This is a genomic window from Micromonospora sp. NPDC023644 (assembly GCF_040640115.1).
Classification (GTDB): Bacteria; Actinomycetota; Actinomycetes; order Mycobacteriales; family Micromonosporaceae; genus Micromonospora.
The window spans coordinates 134013-150476 of the sequence record NZ_JBFABA010000004.1; the positions used below are offsets into that span (position 1 = coordinate 134013).

At 72.7% G+C, this 16464-nt stretch carries 18 protein-coding genes; 9 read left to right on the forward strand and 9 right to left on the reverse strand.

Going from position 1 to position 16464, the window contains the following annotated elements; all coding sequences use genetic code 11:
• Window positions 1-72 precede the first annotated feature (72 nt).
• The 5 genes from AB0G08_RS04990 to AB0G08_RS05010 all read right to left on the reverse strand — a co-directional run bounded on the left by AB0G08_RS04990 (window position 73) and on the right by AB0G08_RS05010 (window position 3541).
• The gene (locus AB0G08_RS04990; protein ID WP_358083226.1) at window positions 73-396 is read right to left on the reverse strand and encodes a DUF1416 domain-containing protein; all 324 of its coding nucleotides are present in this window, start codon (window positions 394-396) and stop codon (window positions 73-75) included.
• 3 nt (window positions 397-399) lie between these two features.
• Window positions 400-1248 (reverse strand): sulfurtransferase, encoded by an 849-nt coding sequence (locus tag AB0G08_RS04995; RefSeq protein WP_358083229.1) that lies wholly within the window; start codon window positions 1246-1248, stop codon window positions 400-402.
• 204 nt (window positions 1249-1452) lie between these two features.
• On the reverse strand, window positions 1453-1530 hold the full coding sequence (locus AB0G08_RS05000; protein ID WP_311202345.1) for an Ms5788A family Cys-rich leader peptide: 78 nt from the start codon (window positions 1528-1530) through the stop codon (window positions 1453-1455).
• A 78-nt stretch (window positions 1531-1608) separates the two neighbouring features.
• Window positions 1609-2397, reverse strand: a complete 789-nt coding sequence (locus tag AB0G08_RS05005; protein WP_358083232.1) for a DUF2993 domain-containing protein — start codon at window positions 2395-2397, stop codon at window positions 1609-1611.
• An 82-nt stretch (window positions 2398-2479) separates the two neighbouring features.
• A complete protein-coding gene (locus AB0G08_RS05010; protein ID WP_358083235.1) occupies window positions 2480-3541 on the reverse strand; it encodes a hypothetical protein in 1062 nt (353 codons plus the stop codon).
• Between the two features lie 245 nt (window positions 3542-3786).
• Between AB0G08_RS05010 and AB0G08_RS05015 the strand changes: the two genes are divergently transcribed.
• The 8 genes from AB0G08_RS05015 (at window position 3787) to AB0G08_RS05050 (ending at window position 11687) form a co-directional block, all read left to right on the forward strand.
• Window positions 3787-4506 carry a response regulator transcription factor gene (locus AB0G08_RS05015; protein ID WP_358083575.1) on the forward strand — a complete coding sequence of 240 codons (720 nt, stop codon included), beginning with the start codon at window positions 3787-3789 and terminating at the stop codon, window positions 4504-4506.
• A gap of 144 nt (window positions 4507-4650) precedes the next feature.
• Entirely contained in the window at window positions 4651-5559 is a 909-nt protein-coding gene (locus AB0G08_RS05020) for a polysaccharide deacetylase family protein (protein WP_358083578.1), read from the forward strand.
• A 114-nt stretch (window positions 5560-5673) separates the two neighbouring features.
• Entirely contained in the window at window positions 5674-6600 is a 927-nt protein-coding gene (mshD, locus tag AB0G08_RS05025; protein WP_358083237.1) for a mycothiol synthase, read from the forward strand.
• A gap of 323 nt (window positions 6601-6923) precedes the next feature.
• On the forward strand, window positions 6924-8030 hold the full coding sequence (gene pstS, locus AB0G08_RS05030) for a phosphate ABC transporter substrate-binding protein PstS (RefSeq protein WP_358083240.1): 1107 nt from the start codon (window positions 6924-6926) through the stop codon (window positions 8028-8030).
• Window positions 8031-8082: 52 nt separating this feature from the next.
• Entirely contained in the window at window positions 8083-9174 is a 1092-nt protein-coding gene (pstC, locus tag AB0G08_RS05035; protein ID WP_357877683.1) for a phosphate ABC transporter permease subunit PstC, read from the forward strand.
• A gap of 76 nt (window positions 9175-9250) precedes the next feature.
• Window positions 9251-10339: a phosphate ABC transporter permease PstA gene (gene pstA / locus AB0G08_RS05040; RefSeq protein ID WP_358083244.1), complete on the forward strand. Its 1089-nt coding sequence runs from the start codon at window positions 9251-9253 to the stop codon at window positions 10337-10339.
• A 20-nt stretch (window positions 10340-10359) separates the two neighbouring features.
• Window positions 10360-11136: a phosphate ABC transporter ATP-binding protein PstB gene (gene pstB, locus AB0G08_RS05045; RefSeq protein ID WP_358083247.1), complete on the forward strand. Its 777-nt coding sequence runs from the start codon at window positions 10360-10362 to the stop codon at window positions 11134-11136.
• A 137-nt stretch (window positions 11137-11273) separates the two neighbouring features.
• Entirely contained in the window at window positions 11274-11687 is a 414-nt protein-coding gene (locus tag AB0G08_RS05050; RefSeq protein WP_358083250.1) for a VOC family protein, read from the forward strand.
• Window positions 11688-11720: 33 nt separating this feature from the next.
• On the opposite strand, the gene AB0G08_RS05055 is transcribed toward AB0G08_RS05050, so the two are convergent.
• Window positions 11721-12554 (reverse strand): NUDIX domain-containing protein, encoded by an 834-nt coding sequence (locus tag AB0G08_RS05055; RefSeq protein WP_358083253.1) that lies wholly within the window; start codon window positions 12552-12554, stop codon window positions 11721-11723.
• Window positions 12555-12625: 71 nt separating this feature from the next.
• On the opposite strand from AB0G08_RS05055, the gene AB0G08_RS05060 reads away from it, so the two are divergent.
• Window positions 12626-13594 (forward strand): Gfo/Idh/MocA family oxidoreductase, encoded by a 969-nt coding sequence (locus tag AB0G08_RS05060; RefSeq protein ID WP_358083256.1) that lies wholly within the window; start codon window positions 12626-12628, stop codon window positions 13592-13594.
• 65 nt (window positions 13595-13659) lie between these two features.
• Here AB0G08_RS05060 and AB0G08_RS05065 read toward each other — a convergent pair whose 3' ends face one another.
• From AB0G08_RS05065 to AB0G08_RS05075, 3 genes are all read right to left on the reverse strand, one after another.
• Entirely contained in the window at window positions 13660-14664 is a 1005-nt protein-coding gene (locus AB0G08_RS05065) for an inorganic phosphate transporter (RefSeq protein WP_088998169.1), read from the reverse strand.
• Window positions 14665-14668: 4 nt separating this feature from the next.
• Window positions 14669-15295, reverse strand: a complete 627-nt coding sequence (locus tag AB0G08_RS05070; protein ID WP_088998168.1) for a DUF47 family protein — start codon at window positions 15293-15295, stop codon at window positions 14669-14671.
• Between the two features lie 143 nt (window positions 15296-15438).
• Window positions 15439-16455, reverse strand: a complete 1017-nt coding sequence (locus AB0G08_RS05075) for a PPK2 family polyphosphate kinase (protein ID WP_358083581.1) — start codon at window positions 16453-16455, stop codon at window positions 15439-15441.
• Window positions 16456-16464: the final 9 nt, after the last annotated feature.

The window sequence follows — 16464 nt, forward strand, 5'->3', positions numbered from 1 at the left end:
CCGCGCCCGGAGACGGTCGTGGCCCGCCACCTGCGAAGGGGACGGGCCACGGGCCGATCAGAGCGTGGGGGGTCAGGAGGCGACCGTGACGGCGACCTCGTTGATGCCCCGGGCGGCGGTCACGGCGGTGTCGCCGTTGCCGTGCCGGGAGAGCGCCCGCAGGGTCCAGGAACCCGGCGCGGCGAAGAACCGGAACTGGCCGGCCGGCGAGGTCACCACCTCGGCGGTGAACTCACCGGTCGAGTCGAGCAGCCGAACGTACGCGCCCGGGACGGCCTCGCCCGCGTCGGACCGGACGACGCCGGTGATCACGGTCTCCTTCTCCAGGTCCAGGCTCGCGGGCAGCGGGGCGGCCTGGTCGGGAGCGGCGCAGCTGGCAGCGGTGGTTGCGGTCATGACTCAGGCCTCCCCGGGCTCGTCGCCGAGCGCGACCGGCACGCCGACCAGCGAGCCGTACTCGGTCCAGGATCCGTCGTAGTTCTTCACGTTGCGGTGGCCGAGCAGTTCCTGGAGCACGAACCAGGAGTGCGAGGAGCGCTCGCCGATCCGGCAGTACGCGATGGTCTCGCGGCTGTCGTCCAGCCCGGCGTCGGCGTAGATCCTGCGCAGCTCGTCGTCGGACTTGAAGGTGCCGTCCTCGTTGGCCGCCTTGGACCACGGCACGCTGATCGCCGTGGGGATGTGCCCGGCCCGCTGCGCCTGCTCCTGCGGCAGGTGGGCGGGGGCGAGCAGCCGGCCGGCGAACTCGTCGGGGCTGCGTACGTCCACCAGGTTCTTGGTGCCGATGGCGGCCACGACCTCGTCGCGGAAGGCCCGGATCGAGGTGTCCGGCTCCTGCGCCACGTACCGGGTCGCGGGGCGGGTCACCGCGTCGGTGACCAGCGGACGGGCGTCGAGCTCCCACTTCTTGCGACCGCCGTCGAGCAGCTTCACGTCGCGGTGGCCGTAGAGCTTGAAGTACCAGTACGCGTACGCGGCGAACCAGTTGTTGTTGCCGCCGTAGAGGATCACGGTGTCGTCGTTGCTGATGCCCCGCTCGGAGAGCAGCGCCTCGAACTGGCTCTTGTTGACGAAGTCCCGGCGCACCTGGTCCTGGAGGTCGGTCTTCCAGTCCAGCTTGATCGCGCCGGCGATGTGGCCGGTGTCGTAGGCCGAGGTGTCCTCGTCGACCTCGACGAAGACGACGCCCGGGGCGTCGAGGTTCTTCTCGGCCCATTCGGCCGAGACGAGTGCGGTGTCGCGACTCATCAGATCACTCCCTGGTGAGGATGAATGGTGAACCAGCACGAGGGCATCGAAAGTCGTGACGATCGCACCACGCGCGGAATCCACCGTATGGACGGATCACGGGTTCGTGCGACGGCGCCGCTGCCGGGCGTTGAAAGAGAGCACGGGAGAAGAAAGAGCCCCTGCGTGCCGATGGCCGCTAGGCGACCGAGGACAGCCCCGCCGTCAGATGACGGGGCGACACAGGCAGGTGGCCACGCGGCACAGGTCGACCGCGCGCCGTTTGGTGAGGAGCGTCCCCATGAGCAGGGAGCCTACCAGCCGGGCGCGGGGACACCACCGGGCCGACCAGCATCCGGGACGCCCCCGGCCGGCGGCGGATCAGCCGGCGGCGGAGTTGATCGGCACGTTCCTCGCGTCGGCGGTGACGGCCAGCCCCTCGGGCAGCGGCCGGACCTCCCGGACGGCGAGCTGGAACGGCAGCTCGGGCAGGGGCACGTCGATGGAGATGCTGCGGGCGTAGTTGCTCAACAGCGTCCGGGCCAGCGGCAGGTTCGGCAGGCCGTCGGCGTTCAGGTCGTTGAAGCGCAGCGACACCTGCCCCTCCTTGCCGACCGCGATGTCGGCGGTGCCGGTCACGGTGAGCCGCTGGCCGAGGATGTCGACCGGGGCGGTGACGGCCAGCCGGCCGTTCTGCTCGCCGAGGGTCAGCCCCGGCCGGTCGAGCAGCTTGGCGAGGCTGTCGTAGCTGATGGTGCCCGTGCCGTCGACCGTCTCGGCGACCACGTCACCCTGCCCCGAACGGATGGTGTCGAGCGAGGCGCGCACGTTCCGGGCGTCCACGTCGAGCTTCGGCAGCGCGACCGCGTCGCCCCGGACCGAGCCCTGCACGTCGCGCAGCGCGATGGAGATGCGCTCGTAGCGGCCGTCGAGCACCTGGGTGAGGAACGGGACCCCGCCGACCTCCACCTCCGGCGGCGATGACTGCGCCCCCTGCTTGGCGATCTCCTGCCGGACCTGGTCGGCGATGGCCCGCTCGGCCACCCCGACGGCGACCCGGTCGGCCACCACGATCAGGCCGCCCAGGACCAGCAGCAGCACGACGAGGGTGATGAGCACCTTGCGCCCGCGTCGCCGGGGCCGCTCCTCGTACGTGTCGTCGTGGTCCACGCCGCCTCCTGTCGTCAGTGCCGAGGGTGCCGCGAAGCGGCCCACCGGTGGTACCCGAACTCCGAAAACCTCAATCGCCGCGTCAGAGAACGAGCTTGCACATCGCGTACGCGGCCGGCGCGGCCAGGGCGAAGCCGCCGAGCGGCCCCTGCATGTGCCGGGCCACCCACATGGTCGGCGGCTCCCCCGCCATCAGCCGGCCCGCCTCGGCGTAGCCGACGGCGAGGTCGGCCAGCACGGCGGCGACCGCCGCGACCAGCCCGATGATCGCGGCCCGGGTCGGGGTGAAGGGCGTCACCAGGTAGCTGCCGAGGACGGCGCTGACCAGCGTGCCGGCCATCGCGCCGACGACCACGCCGGCCGCGCCCCGGGGCACCTGGGGGGCCAGTCGCGGCCACGGCGCCACCGCGTCGGTCAGCCGGGCGACGGTGAGCGCGACCGCGCTCGCGGTCAGGCACACCGTGATGGCCTGGGTGCCCGCCGGGATCCGGCTGAGCACGATCAGGGTGGCGAAGGCGACGACGCCGACCACGATCAGCAGGGTGCTGCCGAGCGAGTCGGTCACCCGCACCCGGTCGACCCGCCGGACGAGCTGGCCGAGCACCCCGAGTGCGAAACCGCCCGCCGCGACGTAGCCCAGCGGCGCCAGGCCGGCGACGTCCGTCTGCACGGCCGCGGTGTCGGCCGCCGCCGCGGCGCCCACGCTGACCAGGGCGACCAGCAGCAGCGCGGGCGGCCGCATGGCCATCGTCCAGGCCAGCACGAAGAGCAGCTGTACGCCGAAGATGATGAACGCGAAGGGCAGCCGGTGGCCCGGGCCGGAGGTCTGCGCCCCGAGCACCAGGCCCACCCCGAGCAGGACGGCGAACCCGGCGACGGTCAGCGCGAGCGGGCGGCGCACCTCGACCGGCTCGATCGGCTCCTCGTCCGGCTCGTCGTCCGGCTCGTCGTCGGGCCGGCGGGCCGGCTCGCCGGGCCGGCGGGCGCGGCGCGGCCCGCTGCGCTCCCGGCGATCGCCGTCGTCGTCGGGGGCCGGCCCGGTGCGCGGCGCCGGCGGCTGGCCACGGGAGGGGCCGGAGGGCCCGGGGCGGGGCCCGTCGGGCCACTGGTCGCGGCCGGTCTCGGGCGAGCTGGAGGGAAACACGCCCCGATCGTGCCAGACCGGCCGGCCGGCGCGCGGGTCACGGTTTCGGCAACGTTAAAACCTGGGGCACGATCACGGGCAAGCCGGGCAAACGGGAAAGGACGCGGAGGTGCGACCGGGGCGATCGGTTACGCTCGACCCGTTACCCGCCCCGTCAGCGACGCCGGGACCCACGCAAGTTCATCAGCGTCACACCCCGCCGCGGAGTGCGCTGGTCGCGCGCGGCCGACGCCGCCGGGACGGAGGTGATCGTGGAGATCCTGCTGCTGGTGACCGCGCGCGCAGGCGAACCATCCGCAGTGCTGCCGGCGCTCGACCTGCTGCCGCACTCGGTCCGCACCGCGCCCCGCGACGTCCGCACGCTGGTCGCCGGCCCCAGTCCGGACGCGGTGCTGGTCGACGCCCGCTCCGAGCTGAGCGAGGCCCGGGCGACCTGCCGGATGCTGCACGCCACCGGGCTCGGGGTGCCGCTGGTCGCGGTGGTCACCGAGGCCGGCCTCATCGCGCTGAACGCCGACTGGGGCGTCGACGACGTCATCCTCGCCACCGCCGGCCCGGCCGAGGTGGAGGCCCGGCTGCGCCTCGCCGTCGGGCGGCTGAGCAACGCCACCGCCGGGGCGGGCGGCTCGATCCGCGCCGGCGAGCTGACGATCGACCCGGACACCTACGCCGCGAAACTCAAGGGCCGGCCGCTCGACCTCACCTACAAGGAGTTCGAGCTGCTGAAGTTCCTGGCCCAGCACCCGGGCCGGGTGTTCACCCGGGACCAGCTCCTGCGCGAGGTGTGGGGCTACGACTACTTCGGCGGCACCCGCACCGTCGACGTGCACGTCCGGCGGCTGCGCGCCAAGCTCGGCTCCGAGTACGAGTCGATGATCGGCACGGTGCGGCAGGTGGGCTACAAGTTCGTCGTGCCTCCGTCGCGGTCCCTGCCGGAGAGCGAGCACGCGCCCCTGCCGGTCTGACTTTCCGGCTCCCTCGGGGACTATCCGCATATGCCCTTTTTGCGCATCTCGTCGGTTCTATTCTGACTGCCGGGTTTGCAAGCAAAAGGGGGCGGCGGAGTGCGTATCGACCACGGGGGCGGCGGATCGGCACGGACGGGCCCACTGGTCCGGGACCCCTCGGCGGCGCGCACCGTCGGTCTCGTCGCGCTGGTGGTGGCAGGGTTGCTCGGCTCCGCGTACGCCCTCGGCCGCAGCCTGGTCCCCGACCCGCCGACCCGGTCCAGCGTGACCACCAGCGCCACCGGCCCGCACTACGCCGACCAGCCGCCGGCGGACGACACTCCCCACCGCACGCCGGAGGGTGAACCGGGCAGCAGCCCGGCGGAGGCCGGGCAGGACGGCGGCCCCAGCCCCGACGGCACGCCGCCGCCGGGCCCGACCGACGGGCCGTCACCGGGGACGGCGGACGGGCCGTTCGGCACGCAGACCACGAGCGGCACCTCGCTGGTCGCGCTGACCTTCGACGACGGGCCGGACCCGCAGTACACGCCGCAGGTGCTCGCCCTGCTCCGCGAGCACCGGGTGCGGGCCACCTTCTGCGTGGTCGGCGAGAACGCGCAGCGCCACCCGGACCTGATCCGGGCCATCGCGGCCGACGGGCACACCCTGTGCAACCACAGCTGGAACCACGACGTCAACCTCGGCCGGCGGTCGCCGGCCGCCATCCGGGCGGACCTGCTGCGCACCAGCGAGGCGATCCGGGCGGCGGTGCCCGACGCGCCGATCGCGTACTACCGGCAGCCCGGCGGCGCCTGGACGGCACAGGTGGTGTCGGTGGCCCAGGAACTCGGCATGACGCCACTGCACTGGACGGTCGACCCGACGGACTGGGACACGCCGGGCGCCGGCCGGATCGCGGCGACGGTCGTCGAGGGCGTCGTACCCGGCTCGGTCGTGCTGCTGCACGACGCCGGCGGTGACCGACAGGGCACGGTGGACGCGTTGCACCGCATCCTGCCGGACCTGACCAGCCGGTTCAAGGTGGAGGCACTGCCCGACGGGACGACGTGAGGCGGCGGGCGGACGTTCGTCCTCAGGCGACCCGGCGGTGTGACGACCGCCGCACCGCAAGGCGACCCGCCCGAGGCCGGCGGCGCCGAGTGAGGACCGGACTACGGTGACGTCATGAGCAACCCCGATGCGAGCAGCGGCCGGGTCACCCGGGCCGACCGCCTCAGCCCCACGGAGATCGCCGACGTGACGGCCCTCGCCCGGGTCGCCGGCGACGCGGACGGGGCGGACCCGTTCGACGAGCACGTCCTGCTCCGGCTCCGCGACGCCGACGCGCCCGCGGTGCACCTGACAGCCCGGGCGGACGACGGCACCCTGACCGGGTACGCGCACCTGGACACCACCGACGCGGCCACGGGGGTCGGGGTGGAGCTGGTGGTGCACCCGGCGTACCGGCGACGTGGGACGGGGCGGGCGCTGGCCCGGGGCGTCCTGGCGGCGGCCGACGGCCCGCTGCGGGTCTGGGCGCACGGCGACCACCCCTCGGCCGCCGCGCTCGCCGTCGACCTGGGCCTGCGCCGGGCCCGGGTGCTCTGGCAGCTGCGCCGGCCGCTGACCGGCCCGATCGCCGACCACCCGTTGCCGGACGGGGTGACGCTGCGCGCGTTCCGACCCGGCGTCGACGACGAGGAGTGGCTGGCGGTCAACGCGCGGGCCTTCGCCGAGCACCCGGAACAGGGCCGCTGGACCGCCGCCGACCTGCGGATACGCCTCGCCGAGCCGTGGTTCGACCCGGAGGGCTTCCTGCTCGCCGTCGACGGGTCCACCGGCCGGCTGCTCGGCTTCCACTGGACGAAGGTCCACGAGCAGGCCGGCTCGGCCCGGATCGGCGAGGTCTACGTCCTCGGCGTGGACCCGTCGGCCCACCACGGCGGGCTGGGCCGGGCGCTGACCGCGGCCGGGCTGGCGTACCTGCGGGACCGGCGGGACCTGGACCGGGTCATGCTCTACGTCGACGAGTCGAACACCGCCGCGGTGGCGCTCTACGAGCGGCTCGGCTTCGCCCTCTGGTCGGCGCACGTCAACTACCAGTCGGCCTGACGCCGGCGCGGGCCCGGGTCGCGACGGCCCGGGCCCGCGCGTGCCGCCCCGGCACGGTCACCGCCGGATGACGGCAACGCATCCGGGAGATGGCGGCCTACCGGGAAAATCCCCATACTTCCGACAGGGGCATCCGAGTTCACTTAACGGACAACTCACCCTCAGCGAGCGGTCATCTGCGCTGCCGCACCTGTTCACTCCCCGTTCACTTCCGACCGGCGAACCGGCTACCTGGCGCTCCTAGCTTTTGGATCAGCCGGTCAGCGCCGGCACCCCGGGCCCCAATCCGGGTGCGAAGTCAGACGTGAAGGGAAACCCCTCAGGTGAAGCTCCAGCGGCACGGCACTCTCGCCTGCCTCGCTCTTACCGCGACGCTCGCTCTCAGCGCATGCGGCTCGGACAACAACGAGCCCGCGAGCAGCGCCTCCGCCTCCGGGTCGGCCGCCGCCGCCGACTGCGCCACCGGCACGCTGAACGCCCAGGGCTCGTCGGCGCAGAAGAACGCGATGGACGAGTGGATCAAGGCGTACCAGCAGAAGTGCTCCGGTGCCAAGATCAACTACGAGCCCTCCGGCTCGGGCGCCGGCATCCAGGCCTTCATCGCCGGCACCGCCGACTTCGCCGGCTCGGACTCCGCCCTCAAGGAGGAGGAGCAGCCGCAGGCCAACGCCAAGTGCGTCGGCGGCGCCGCGATCAACCTGCCGATGGTGATCGGCCCGGTCGCCATCGCCTACAACGTCAGCGGCGTGGACAACCTCCAGCTCAAGCCGGCCACCCTGGCGAAGATCTTCGCCGGCAAGGTGACCAAGTGGGACGACCCGGCGATCAAGGCCGACAACCCGGACGCCAAGCTGCCGTCGACCGCCATCAACGCGGTGCACCGCTCGGACTCCTCCGGCACCACCGACAACTTCACCGACTTCCTCACCAAGACCGCCGCGTCCGACTGGACCTTCGGCAAGGCCAAGGAGTGGAAGGCCCCGGGCGGCACCGGCGCGGCGAAGTCCGACGGCGTGGCCAGCGCGATCAAGGGCCAGGACGGCACCATCGGCTACGTCGAGTGGTCGTACGCCGAGAACGGCGGCCTGAAGACCGCGAAGGTCGGCAACGGCGCGGGCGAGTTCGCCGAGCTGACCGCCGAGTCGGCCGGCAAGACCATCGCCGGCGCCGAGGTGGTCGGCCAGGGCGACGACCTGAAGATGAAGATCGACTACAACACCAAGGAGGCCGGGGCCTACCCGATCGTCCTGGTGACCTACGAGATCGTCTGCACCAAGGGCCTCGCCGCCGACAAGCTCCCGCTGGTCAAGGGCTTCCTCGCCCACGCCGCCAGCACCGAGGGCCAGGCCGACCTGACCGAGCTGGGCTACGCCCCGCTGCCCGATTCGGTCCGCACCAAGGTCGAGGCCGCGGTCAAGAACCTCGCCTGAGCCGTCCGCATCGACACCGTCACCACCACCTCAACGCGAAGCGAGCGAGCAGATGGGTGAAACCCCTCACCGCTCGGCCCACGCCGGCACCGGCGGGACGCGCGTGACCGAAGGTCACGACCGGCCCGCCGGTGCCTCGGCGCGTCTGGCCGAGGCACCAGTCAGCACCCGTACCCCGGGCGGAGCCGGCTTGGGCGGCGGCGGCGCGCTGCCCCGGGCCCGGGCGTTCGGCGCCGAACGGGCCTTCCGCGCCCTCACCCTCGCCGCCGGCACCGCCGTCCTGGTCGTCATCGCGGCGATCGCGGTCTTCCTGGTCGCCAAGGCGGTGCCGGCGCTACGGGCCAACACCGAGAGCTTCTGGACCTTCGAGGGCTGGTTCCCGAACGACGCGGAGCCGAAGTTCGGCATCGGGGCGCTCGCCTTCGGCACCGTGCTCAGCTCCGCGCTGGCCCTGCTCATCGCGGTGCCGGTGGCCCTGGGCATCGCCCTCTACCTGTCCCACTACGCGCCGCGCCGGCTCGGCACCACGCTGGGCTTCCTGATCGACCTGCTGGCCGCGGTGCCGAGCGTCGTCTTCGGCCTCTGGGGCCGCGACGTCTTCATCAACCCGGTGCGGGACTTCTCCGCCTGGCTGAACACGTACTTCGGCTGGATCCCGATCTTCGGCGGCGACGGCCCGTTCGGGAAGTCCATCATGCTGGGCGCGCTGGTCCTGGCGATCATGGTGCTGCCGATCATCACCTCGCTCTCCCGCGAGGTGTTCCTGCAGACCCCGACCGCCAACGAGGAGGCCGCCCTCGCCCTCGGCGCCACCCGCTGGGAGATGATCCGCACCGCGGTGCTGCCGTACGGCCGCCCCGGCATCGTCGCCGCCGTGATGCTCGGCCTGGGCCGGGCGCTCGGCGAGACCATCGCCCTGGCGATGACCCTCGGCATCACCTTCGGCATCTCGTTCAACCTCATCGAGAGCGGCGGCAACACCATCGCCGCCAACATCGCCAACACGTTCGGCGAGGCGAACGACACGGGTCGGGGCGCGCTGATCGCCTCGGGCCTCGTGCTCTTCGCCATCACGCTGATCGTCAACATCACGGCGCGGGCGATCATCCACCGCCGCCGGGAGTTCACGGAGTCGGCCGCATGAGCGAGCACCAGCGAGCGAACCATCGTCACAGTGCCCCGGTGCCTCATGGCGCCACGCAGCGAAGCGGAGTGGCGGCATGAGCACCATCGTCACCTCGCACCGCACCCGCCCGCCGGCCCAGCCGCCCACGCTGCGGGCCCGGCGCCTGCCGAAGTACGCCGCGCCGGCCATCGCGGCAGCCGCCCTGCTGGTCGCCGCCGCGTTCGTGTACGGCACCGACACCGGCGGCCCCGTGCTGGTGGTGGTCCTCGGCGCGCTGCTCTACCTGGCCGGCCTGTTCGCCGCCGCGAACCGCGTCGAGGGGCGGCGGTCCGCCCGCAACCGCACCTGGAGCGCGCTGATCCACTCCGCGTTCGTGCTGGCCGTCCTGCCGCTGGCGTCGGTGGTCTGGACCCTGGTCAGCAAGGGCGCGCAACGCCTGGACGCCGACTTCTTCCTCACCTCGATGAACAACATCGGCGCGCGGGATGCGAACGGCGGCGCGTACCACGCCATCGTCGGCACGCTCCAGCAGGTCGGCATCGCCGCCCTGATCACCGTCCCGCTCGGCATCCTCTGCGCGATCTACATCGTCGAGTACGGCCGGGGGCGGTTCGCCCTCACGATCCGGTTCTTCGTGGACGTGATGACGGGCATCCCGTCGATCGTCGCCGGCCTGTTCGTGCTGGCGTTCTGGGTGCTGATCGTCTCGCCGTGGTTCAACGACGGGCGGCCCAGCTTCTCCGGCTTCGCCGCCGCGCTCGCGCTTAGCGTGCTGATGCTGCCCACCGTGGTCCGCTCCACCGAGGAGATGCTGCGTCTCGTCCCGGCGCCGCTGCGCGAGGGGGCGTACGCCCTCGGCGTGCCGAAGTGGAAGACCATCCTGCGGGTCGTGCTGCCGACCGCCCTGCCGGGCATCGTCACCGGCGTCATGCTCGCCATCGCCCGCGCGGCCGGCGAGACCGCCCCGGTGCTGCTCGTCGCCGGCGGCGGGGCGGCGATCAACTTCAACCCGTTCGAGAACAACCAGTCGTCGCTGGCCCTCTTCGTCTACCAGCAGGCCGGTGACGCGTCGAGGTACGCGCCGGCGCGGGCGTGGACCGCGGCACTCACCCTGGTCGCCCTCGTGCTGATCCTGACCGTCGCGGCGAAGCTGCTGGCCCGTCGCAACCGGCTCGGCCGATGAACCCCGGAGGTACCACCACCATGGCCAAGCGCATCGAAGCCTCGAACGTGACCGCCTACTACGGCGCCTTCAAGGCGATCGAGAACATCAACCTGACGGTCGAGCCGAAGACGGTGACCGCCCTGATCGGCCCGTCCGGCTGCGGCAAGTCCACCTTCCTGCGGTCGATCAACCGGATGCACGAGGTGCTCCCCGGCGCCCGCGTCGAGGGCAGCCTCACCATCGACGACCAGGACATCTACGACCGGGACGTGGACGTCACCGCCGTCCGGCGCATGATCGGCATGGTCTTCCAGCGGCCGAACCCGTTCCCCACCATGAGCATCTTCGAGAACGTGGTGGCCGGGCTGCGGCTCAACGGCGTCCGGAAGAAGTCGATCCTGGACGAGGCGGCCGAGCGGGCGCTGCGCTCGGCCAACCTCTGGGACGAGGTGAAGGACCGGCTCGGCAAGCCCGGCGCCGGCCTCTCCGGCGGTCAGCAGCAGCGGCTCTGCATCGCCCGGACCATCGCCGTCGAGCCGCAGGTGGTGCTGATGGACGAGCCCTGCTCGGCGCTCGACCCGATCTCCACGCTGGCCATCGAGGACCTGATGTTCCAGCTCAAGGACAAGTTCACCATCATCATCGTCACGCACAACATGCAGCAGGCCGCCCGCGTCTCGGACCGGACCGCCTTCTTCTCGATCGAGAAGACCGGCGACCCGGGCCGCCTCATCGAGTACGACAACACGCAGAAGATCTTCAGCAACCCCGGCGTGAAGAAGACCGAGGACTACATCACCGGCCGCTTCGGCTGAGCGGCGAGGCAGTGGCCCCTTCCCGCTCTTTCGGGAAGGGGCCCTCCCCTTCCCAGGCCACGCCGCGGCAAGCCCGGCAGCGCCCCGGGATCTGCTCTAGGGTCGGGGAACGCCTACGGTCGATGCGGAGGACGGGCATGTCGGAATATCCGCAGTTGCTGCACACCGTGCTCGACAGCACGAACCCACGGGAGCTTGCCGAGTTCTACCGGCAGCTGCTCGGGCTGCGGTACCGCCCCGGTGACGAGCCACCGGCGGACGGGACGGCCGACGACCCGGACTGGCTCGTGCTCACCGACCCGGACGGAGCGGCCCGGCTCGCCTTCCAACTTGTCGACCGCCTGCCTCGGACCACCTGGCCCCGGCACGACGTCCCGATGCAGTTGCACCTCGACTTCACCGTCCCGGACGCGTCCGAGTTGGAGAGGCAGCGTGCGCGGGCGGAGGCCCTGGGCGCGGAACTCCTGCTCGACCGGTCCGACGACCCCGACGAGCCGTTGTACGTGTTCGCGGACCGGTCCGGTCACCCGTTCTGCATCTTCGTGGCCTAGCCTCGCCGACCTCCGCGCCCGAAGCGACCACGGTCAGTCCAGCACGAACCGGGCCTCGCCGTCGGCGGGCGCGTCGAGGCGGGGCGTGACCGGGGTGGCCGCGTCCCGGGTCGCCGCCGCGCGGGCGACGCCGGCCAGGTCGCCGCCGGCCGCCACCTGGGCCAGGCTCACCAGGGTGGGCGGGAGCATGGTCAGCTCGCCCGCCTCCGCCCGGGCCAGGGCGTCCGCCGGGCGGACCCACAGGGTGTGGTCGGCCTCGCCGGAGACGTCCCGGGTCCGCTGCCCCTCCGGCAGCAGGGCCACGAAGAAGTACGTGTCGAAGCGGCGCGGCTCGAACTCCGGCGTGATCCACCGGCTCCACGGCAGCAGCAGGTCCGACCGGAGGGTGAGCCCGCGCCGGGCGAGCAGGTCGGCGAAGCCGCCCCGGCGCTGCTCCAGCGCCACCCGGTCGGCCTCCCAGTCGTCACCGCTCACGTCGCCCACCACGGTCTGCGCGTCGGGGCCGGCGAGCAGGACGCCGGCCTCCTCGAACACCTCCCGGGCGGCGGCGCAGACGACCGCCTGGGCGGCCTCGGGGGTCAGCCCCAGCCGCTCGCCCCACCCGGCCGGCGTCGGGCCGGCCCAGTCCAGGTGCGCCTGCGAGTCCGAGGGGTCGACCCCGCCGCCGGGGAAGGCGTACATCCCGCCGAAGGCCATCGCGGCGACCCGTCGGATCAGGTACACCTCGAAGTCGTCGCCGGCGGGGCGGAGCAGCAGCACGGTGGCCGCGACCCGGGGCACCGCCGGGGTGCCGCCCTCGGACCGGAACCGGCGGGCGTGCGCCACGAGCGCCGGGGGTGCGGGGAAGCCGTCGGCGTCGATCGTCATGCGCCGAGCCTAGTTCCCGACGGGTGGATCGCCCGCGCCGCCGTCGGGTGATCTTCGCTAGCGTGGCCGGCATGACTCGATGGGGCATCCTGGCCACCGGCAACATCGCCGCCCGTTTCGCCGAGGACCTGCGCCTGGTCCCGGGTGCCGAACTCGCGGCGGTCGGCTCGCGTACCGCCGAGAGCGCGGAGCGGTTCGCGGCCCGGCACGGCGTGCCGCGGGCGTACGCCTCCTGGGCGGAACTCGCCGCGGACGACGAGTTGGACGTCGTCTACGTCGCCACCCCGCACGCCGCGCACCACGAGGCGGCCCTGGCCTGCCTCGCGGCCGGCCGGGCGGTGCTGCTGGAGAAGCCGTTCACCCTCGACCTGGCGACCAGCGTCGAGCTGGTGGAGACCGCCCGCGCGGCCGGGGTCTTCCTCATGGAGGCCATGTGGATGCGGACGAACCCGCTCGTCCGCCGGCTCTGCGAGCTGGTCGCCGACGGCGCGATCGGCACGGTGACCGGCGTCCGGGCCGACTTCGGGGTGGCCGGGCCGTTCCCGCCGGAGCACCGGATGCGGGCCCGCACCCTCGGTGGCGGCGCCCTGCTCGACCTCGGCGTCTACCCGGTCAGCCTGGCCCACCTGCTGCTCGGCGTGCCCGACCACGTCCGCGCCTGGGCCAGGCTGAGCCCGGAGGGGGTGGACGAGAACACCGGCATCGTCCTCGGCTACGACTCGGGCGCGGTCGCCACGCTGAGCTGCGGCATGGTCGGGGCGCCCCCGCTGGTCGCCTCGGTCACGGGCACCACCGGCCGGATCGACCTGCCCGAGCCGTTCTTCCGCCCCGGCTCGCTGACCCTGCGCCGGGCCGGCGCCGAGCCGGAGACGATCACCGACGAGCTGGTCGGCGGCGGCTACCAGTACGAGGCCGTCGAGGTCCAGCGCTGCCTCGCCGAGGGCCTCATGGAGAGCCCCCTGGTCCCCCACGCCGCCACGCTGGAGGTGATGGCGCTCCTCGACTCCGTCCGCGCCCAGATCGGCGTCGACTACTCCTGACGGGGTTGCGCGCGAAGGGCCCCCCGCGACGCGTCGCGCGTCGGCAGGGGGCCCTTCGTCGCGGCTCAGCTGAACAGCGGGCGGACCAGGAAGTACATCAGGGCGCCGATCGAGCCGGCGGCCGGGAAGGTGAGGATCCACGCGCCGACGATGTTGCCGGCCACGCCCCACCGGACGGCGGAGAGCCGCTTGGTGGCGCCGACGCCCATGATCGCCGAGGTGATCGTGTGGGTCGTCGAGATCGGCGCGCCGAGGACCAGCGCGTTGAAGTAGAGCACCCCGCTGGCCACGGTCTCGGCGGCGAAGCCCTCCGGCGGCCGCAGGTCGATGATCTTCCGGCCCAGCGTCCGGATGATCCGCCAACCACCGGCGTACGTGCCGGCGGCCAGCACGGCGGCCGAGGTCCAGAACGCCCACTCCGGGATGAAGCTGGGGTCGTCCTGGTAGCCGCCGACGTAGAGGGCGAGCACCACGATGCCGATGGTCTTGGCGGCGTCCTGCATGCCGTGGCCGACCGACATGGCGGCGGCCGACGCGGTCTGCGCCCAGCGGAAGCCCCGGTTGAGCCGGCCCGGGTGCCCCTTCCGGAAGATCCACTGCACGGCGATCATGACGATGTAGCCGAGCAGGAAGCCGACCATCGGCGAGAGCACCATCGGGATGATCACGCTCTCCCCGATGCCGGTCCAGAGCACCGTGCCGGACGCGGCGACGGTCGAGCCGACGAGGCCGCCGATCAGCGCGTGCGACGAGGACGACGGGAGGCCGAAGTACCAGGTGACGAGGTTCCAGACGATCGCGCCGATCACGCCGGCGAAGACGATGCCGAGGCTCGCCGTGCCGGTGGGTAGTTTCACCAGGCCGCTGCCGACGGTCTTGGCCACCTCGGCGCCGAAGTGCGCGCCGATGAAGTTGCCGACCGCCGCCATGGCCAGGGCCACCCGGGGTGTGAGCGCCCGGGTGGAGATGCTGGTCGCGATCGCGTTGGCGGCGTCGTGGAAGCCGTTGGTGTAGTCGAACGCCAACGCCACCGCGATCACCGCCAGCACGGCGATGAGTTCGGGACTCACAGGATCAGGACTCCTTGACCGCGATGGTCTCGACGGTGTTGGCCACGTGCTCGAAGGCGTCGCAGGCGGCCTCCAGTTCGTCGGCGACCTCCTTCATCTTCAGCACGGTCAGCGCGTCGTACTCGCCGGAGAAGAGGCGGACCAGCAGCATCCGGTACACCTGGTCGCCGTCGTTCTCCAGCCGGTTGCACTCGATCCAGTAGTCCTCGAGGTCCTTCATCGACTTCAGGCGCGGCATCGCGTCGGCGGTCAGCTTCGCCTGCGCGTCGAGGACGTTGACCATCTCGTGCATCTCGCGGGGCAGCGAGGGGAGCTTGGTCAGGCCGTAGAGGTAGAGCAGGTTGCCGACCGCCTCGAGGTGGTCCATCACGTCGTCGAGCAGCGACCCGAGCCGGTAGATGTCCTCCCGGTCGAACGGGGTGATGAAGGTCGAGTTGATCTTCTTGTACAGCTCGTGGGTGATCTGGTCGCTGTCGTGCTCCACCTCGGTGAGCCGCTCGCTGACCGACTGCACCTCCACCCCGGGGAGGGCCAGCTCGTTGAGCAGCTCGGTGCCCTTCACCAGGTTCTGCGCGGCCCTGGTGAAGAGCTCGTAGAAGGCGCCCTCGTTCGGGCGAAAGGAAAACTTCACAGCACGGACCTCGTCGTGTCGGTGGAAGGGTGTCGGTCGCCCGGAGGGTGCCCGCCTGGGAATGCTAGAAAACGACGGAACCGGGAATTGCGCGGCCTCCCCCTGGTCAGGCCACATTCACCGGTCGTTCACCTGCCGTTCACCTACGCCCTTCTCCCGGGTCCCAGCAGCCGCTCCCGTTCACGCCGGACGTCGAAACCGGCAGGCGGATACCCGAGATCGAGGGTGTCGAACGTCTCGCGGAGCAGGTGCGCGACGGCCCAGTCGCGGTACCACTTGCGGTCCGCCGGCACCACGTACCAGGGCGCGGCGTCCGTGCCGCACCTGCTCAGGGCCTCGGCGTACGCGGCCTGGTAGTCGTTCCAGCGGGCGCGGGCGTCGACGTCCGAGGGGTCGTACTTCCAGTGCTTGCGCGGATCGTCCAGCCGTGCCAGCAGCCGCCGGCCCTGCTCGGCGTACGAGATGTGCAGCAGCACCTTCACCAGGGTCACCCCGGCGTCGACCTGCTCCCGCTCGAAGGCGTTGATCTCGTCGTACCTGGCCTGCCAGATCGGCTCGGGCACCAGCGACTCGACGCGGGCCACGAGCACGTCCTCGTAGTGCGAGCGGTTGAAGACCCCGACGTGGCCGGGCGGCGGGAGCGCCCGCCGGATCCGCCACAGGAAGTCGTGCCGCAGCTCCTCGGGGGTGGGCGGGCCGAACGAGCGGACGTGCAGCCCCAGCGGGTTCATCGCGCCGGCCACCCGCCTGATCGTGCCGTCCTTGCCGCCGCAGTCCATCGCCTGCAGGACCAGCAGCACCCGGCGCCCGCCAGCCGCGCCCGGCCCGCCCGCGCCGCCACCCGCGTCACCGGGTCGGCCCGCCTCCCGGCCACCCGCGCCACCGGGTCGGCCCGCCTCCCCGCCACCCGCGTCACCGGGTCGACCCGCCTCCCGGCCACCGGCGCCACCGGGTCGGCCCGCCTCCCGGGCCTTCGCGTCGGCGAAGAGCATCTCCTGCTGCCGGCCCAGCTCCGCGCCGACCAGCCCGACCTGGCCGCGGGCCCACTCCTTGCGCCGCGGGCCGGTCGCCTCCGGCCCGGGCAGCCCGGGCGTCGACCGGGGATCGACCGAGCGGAGGTCGACCGCCCCGCCCGGCGGCACCCGGAGCAGCTCCCGCATGGTCCCCCC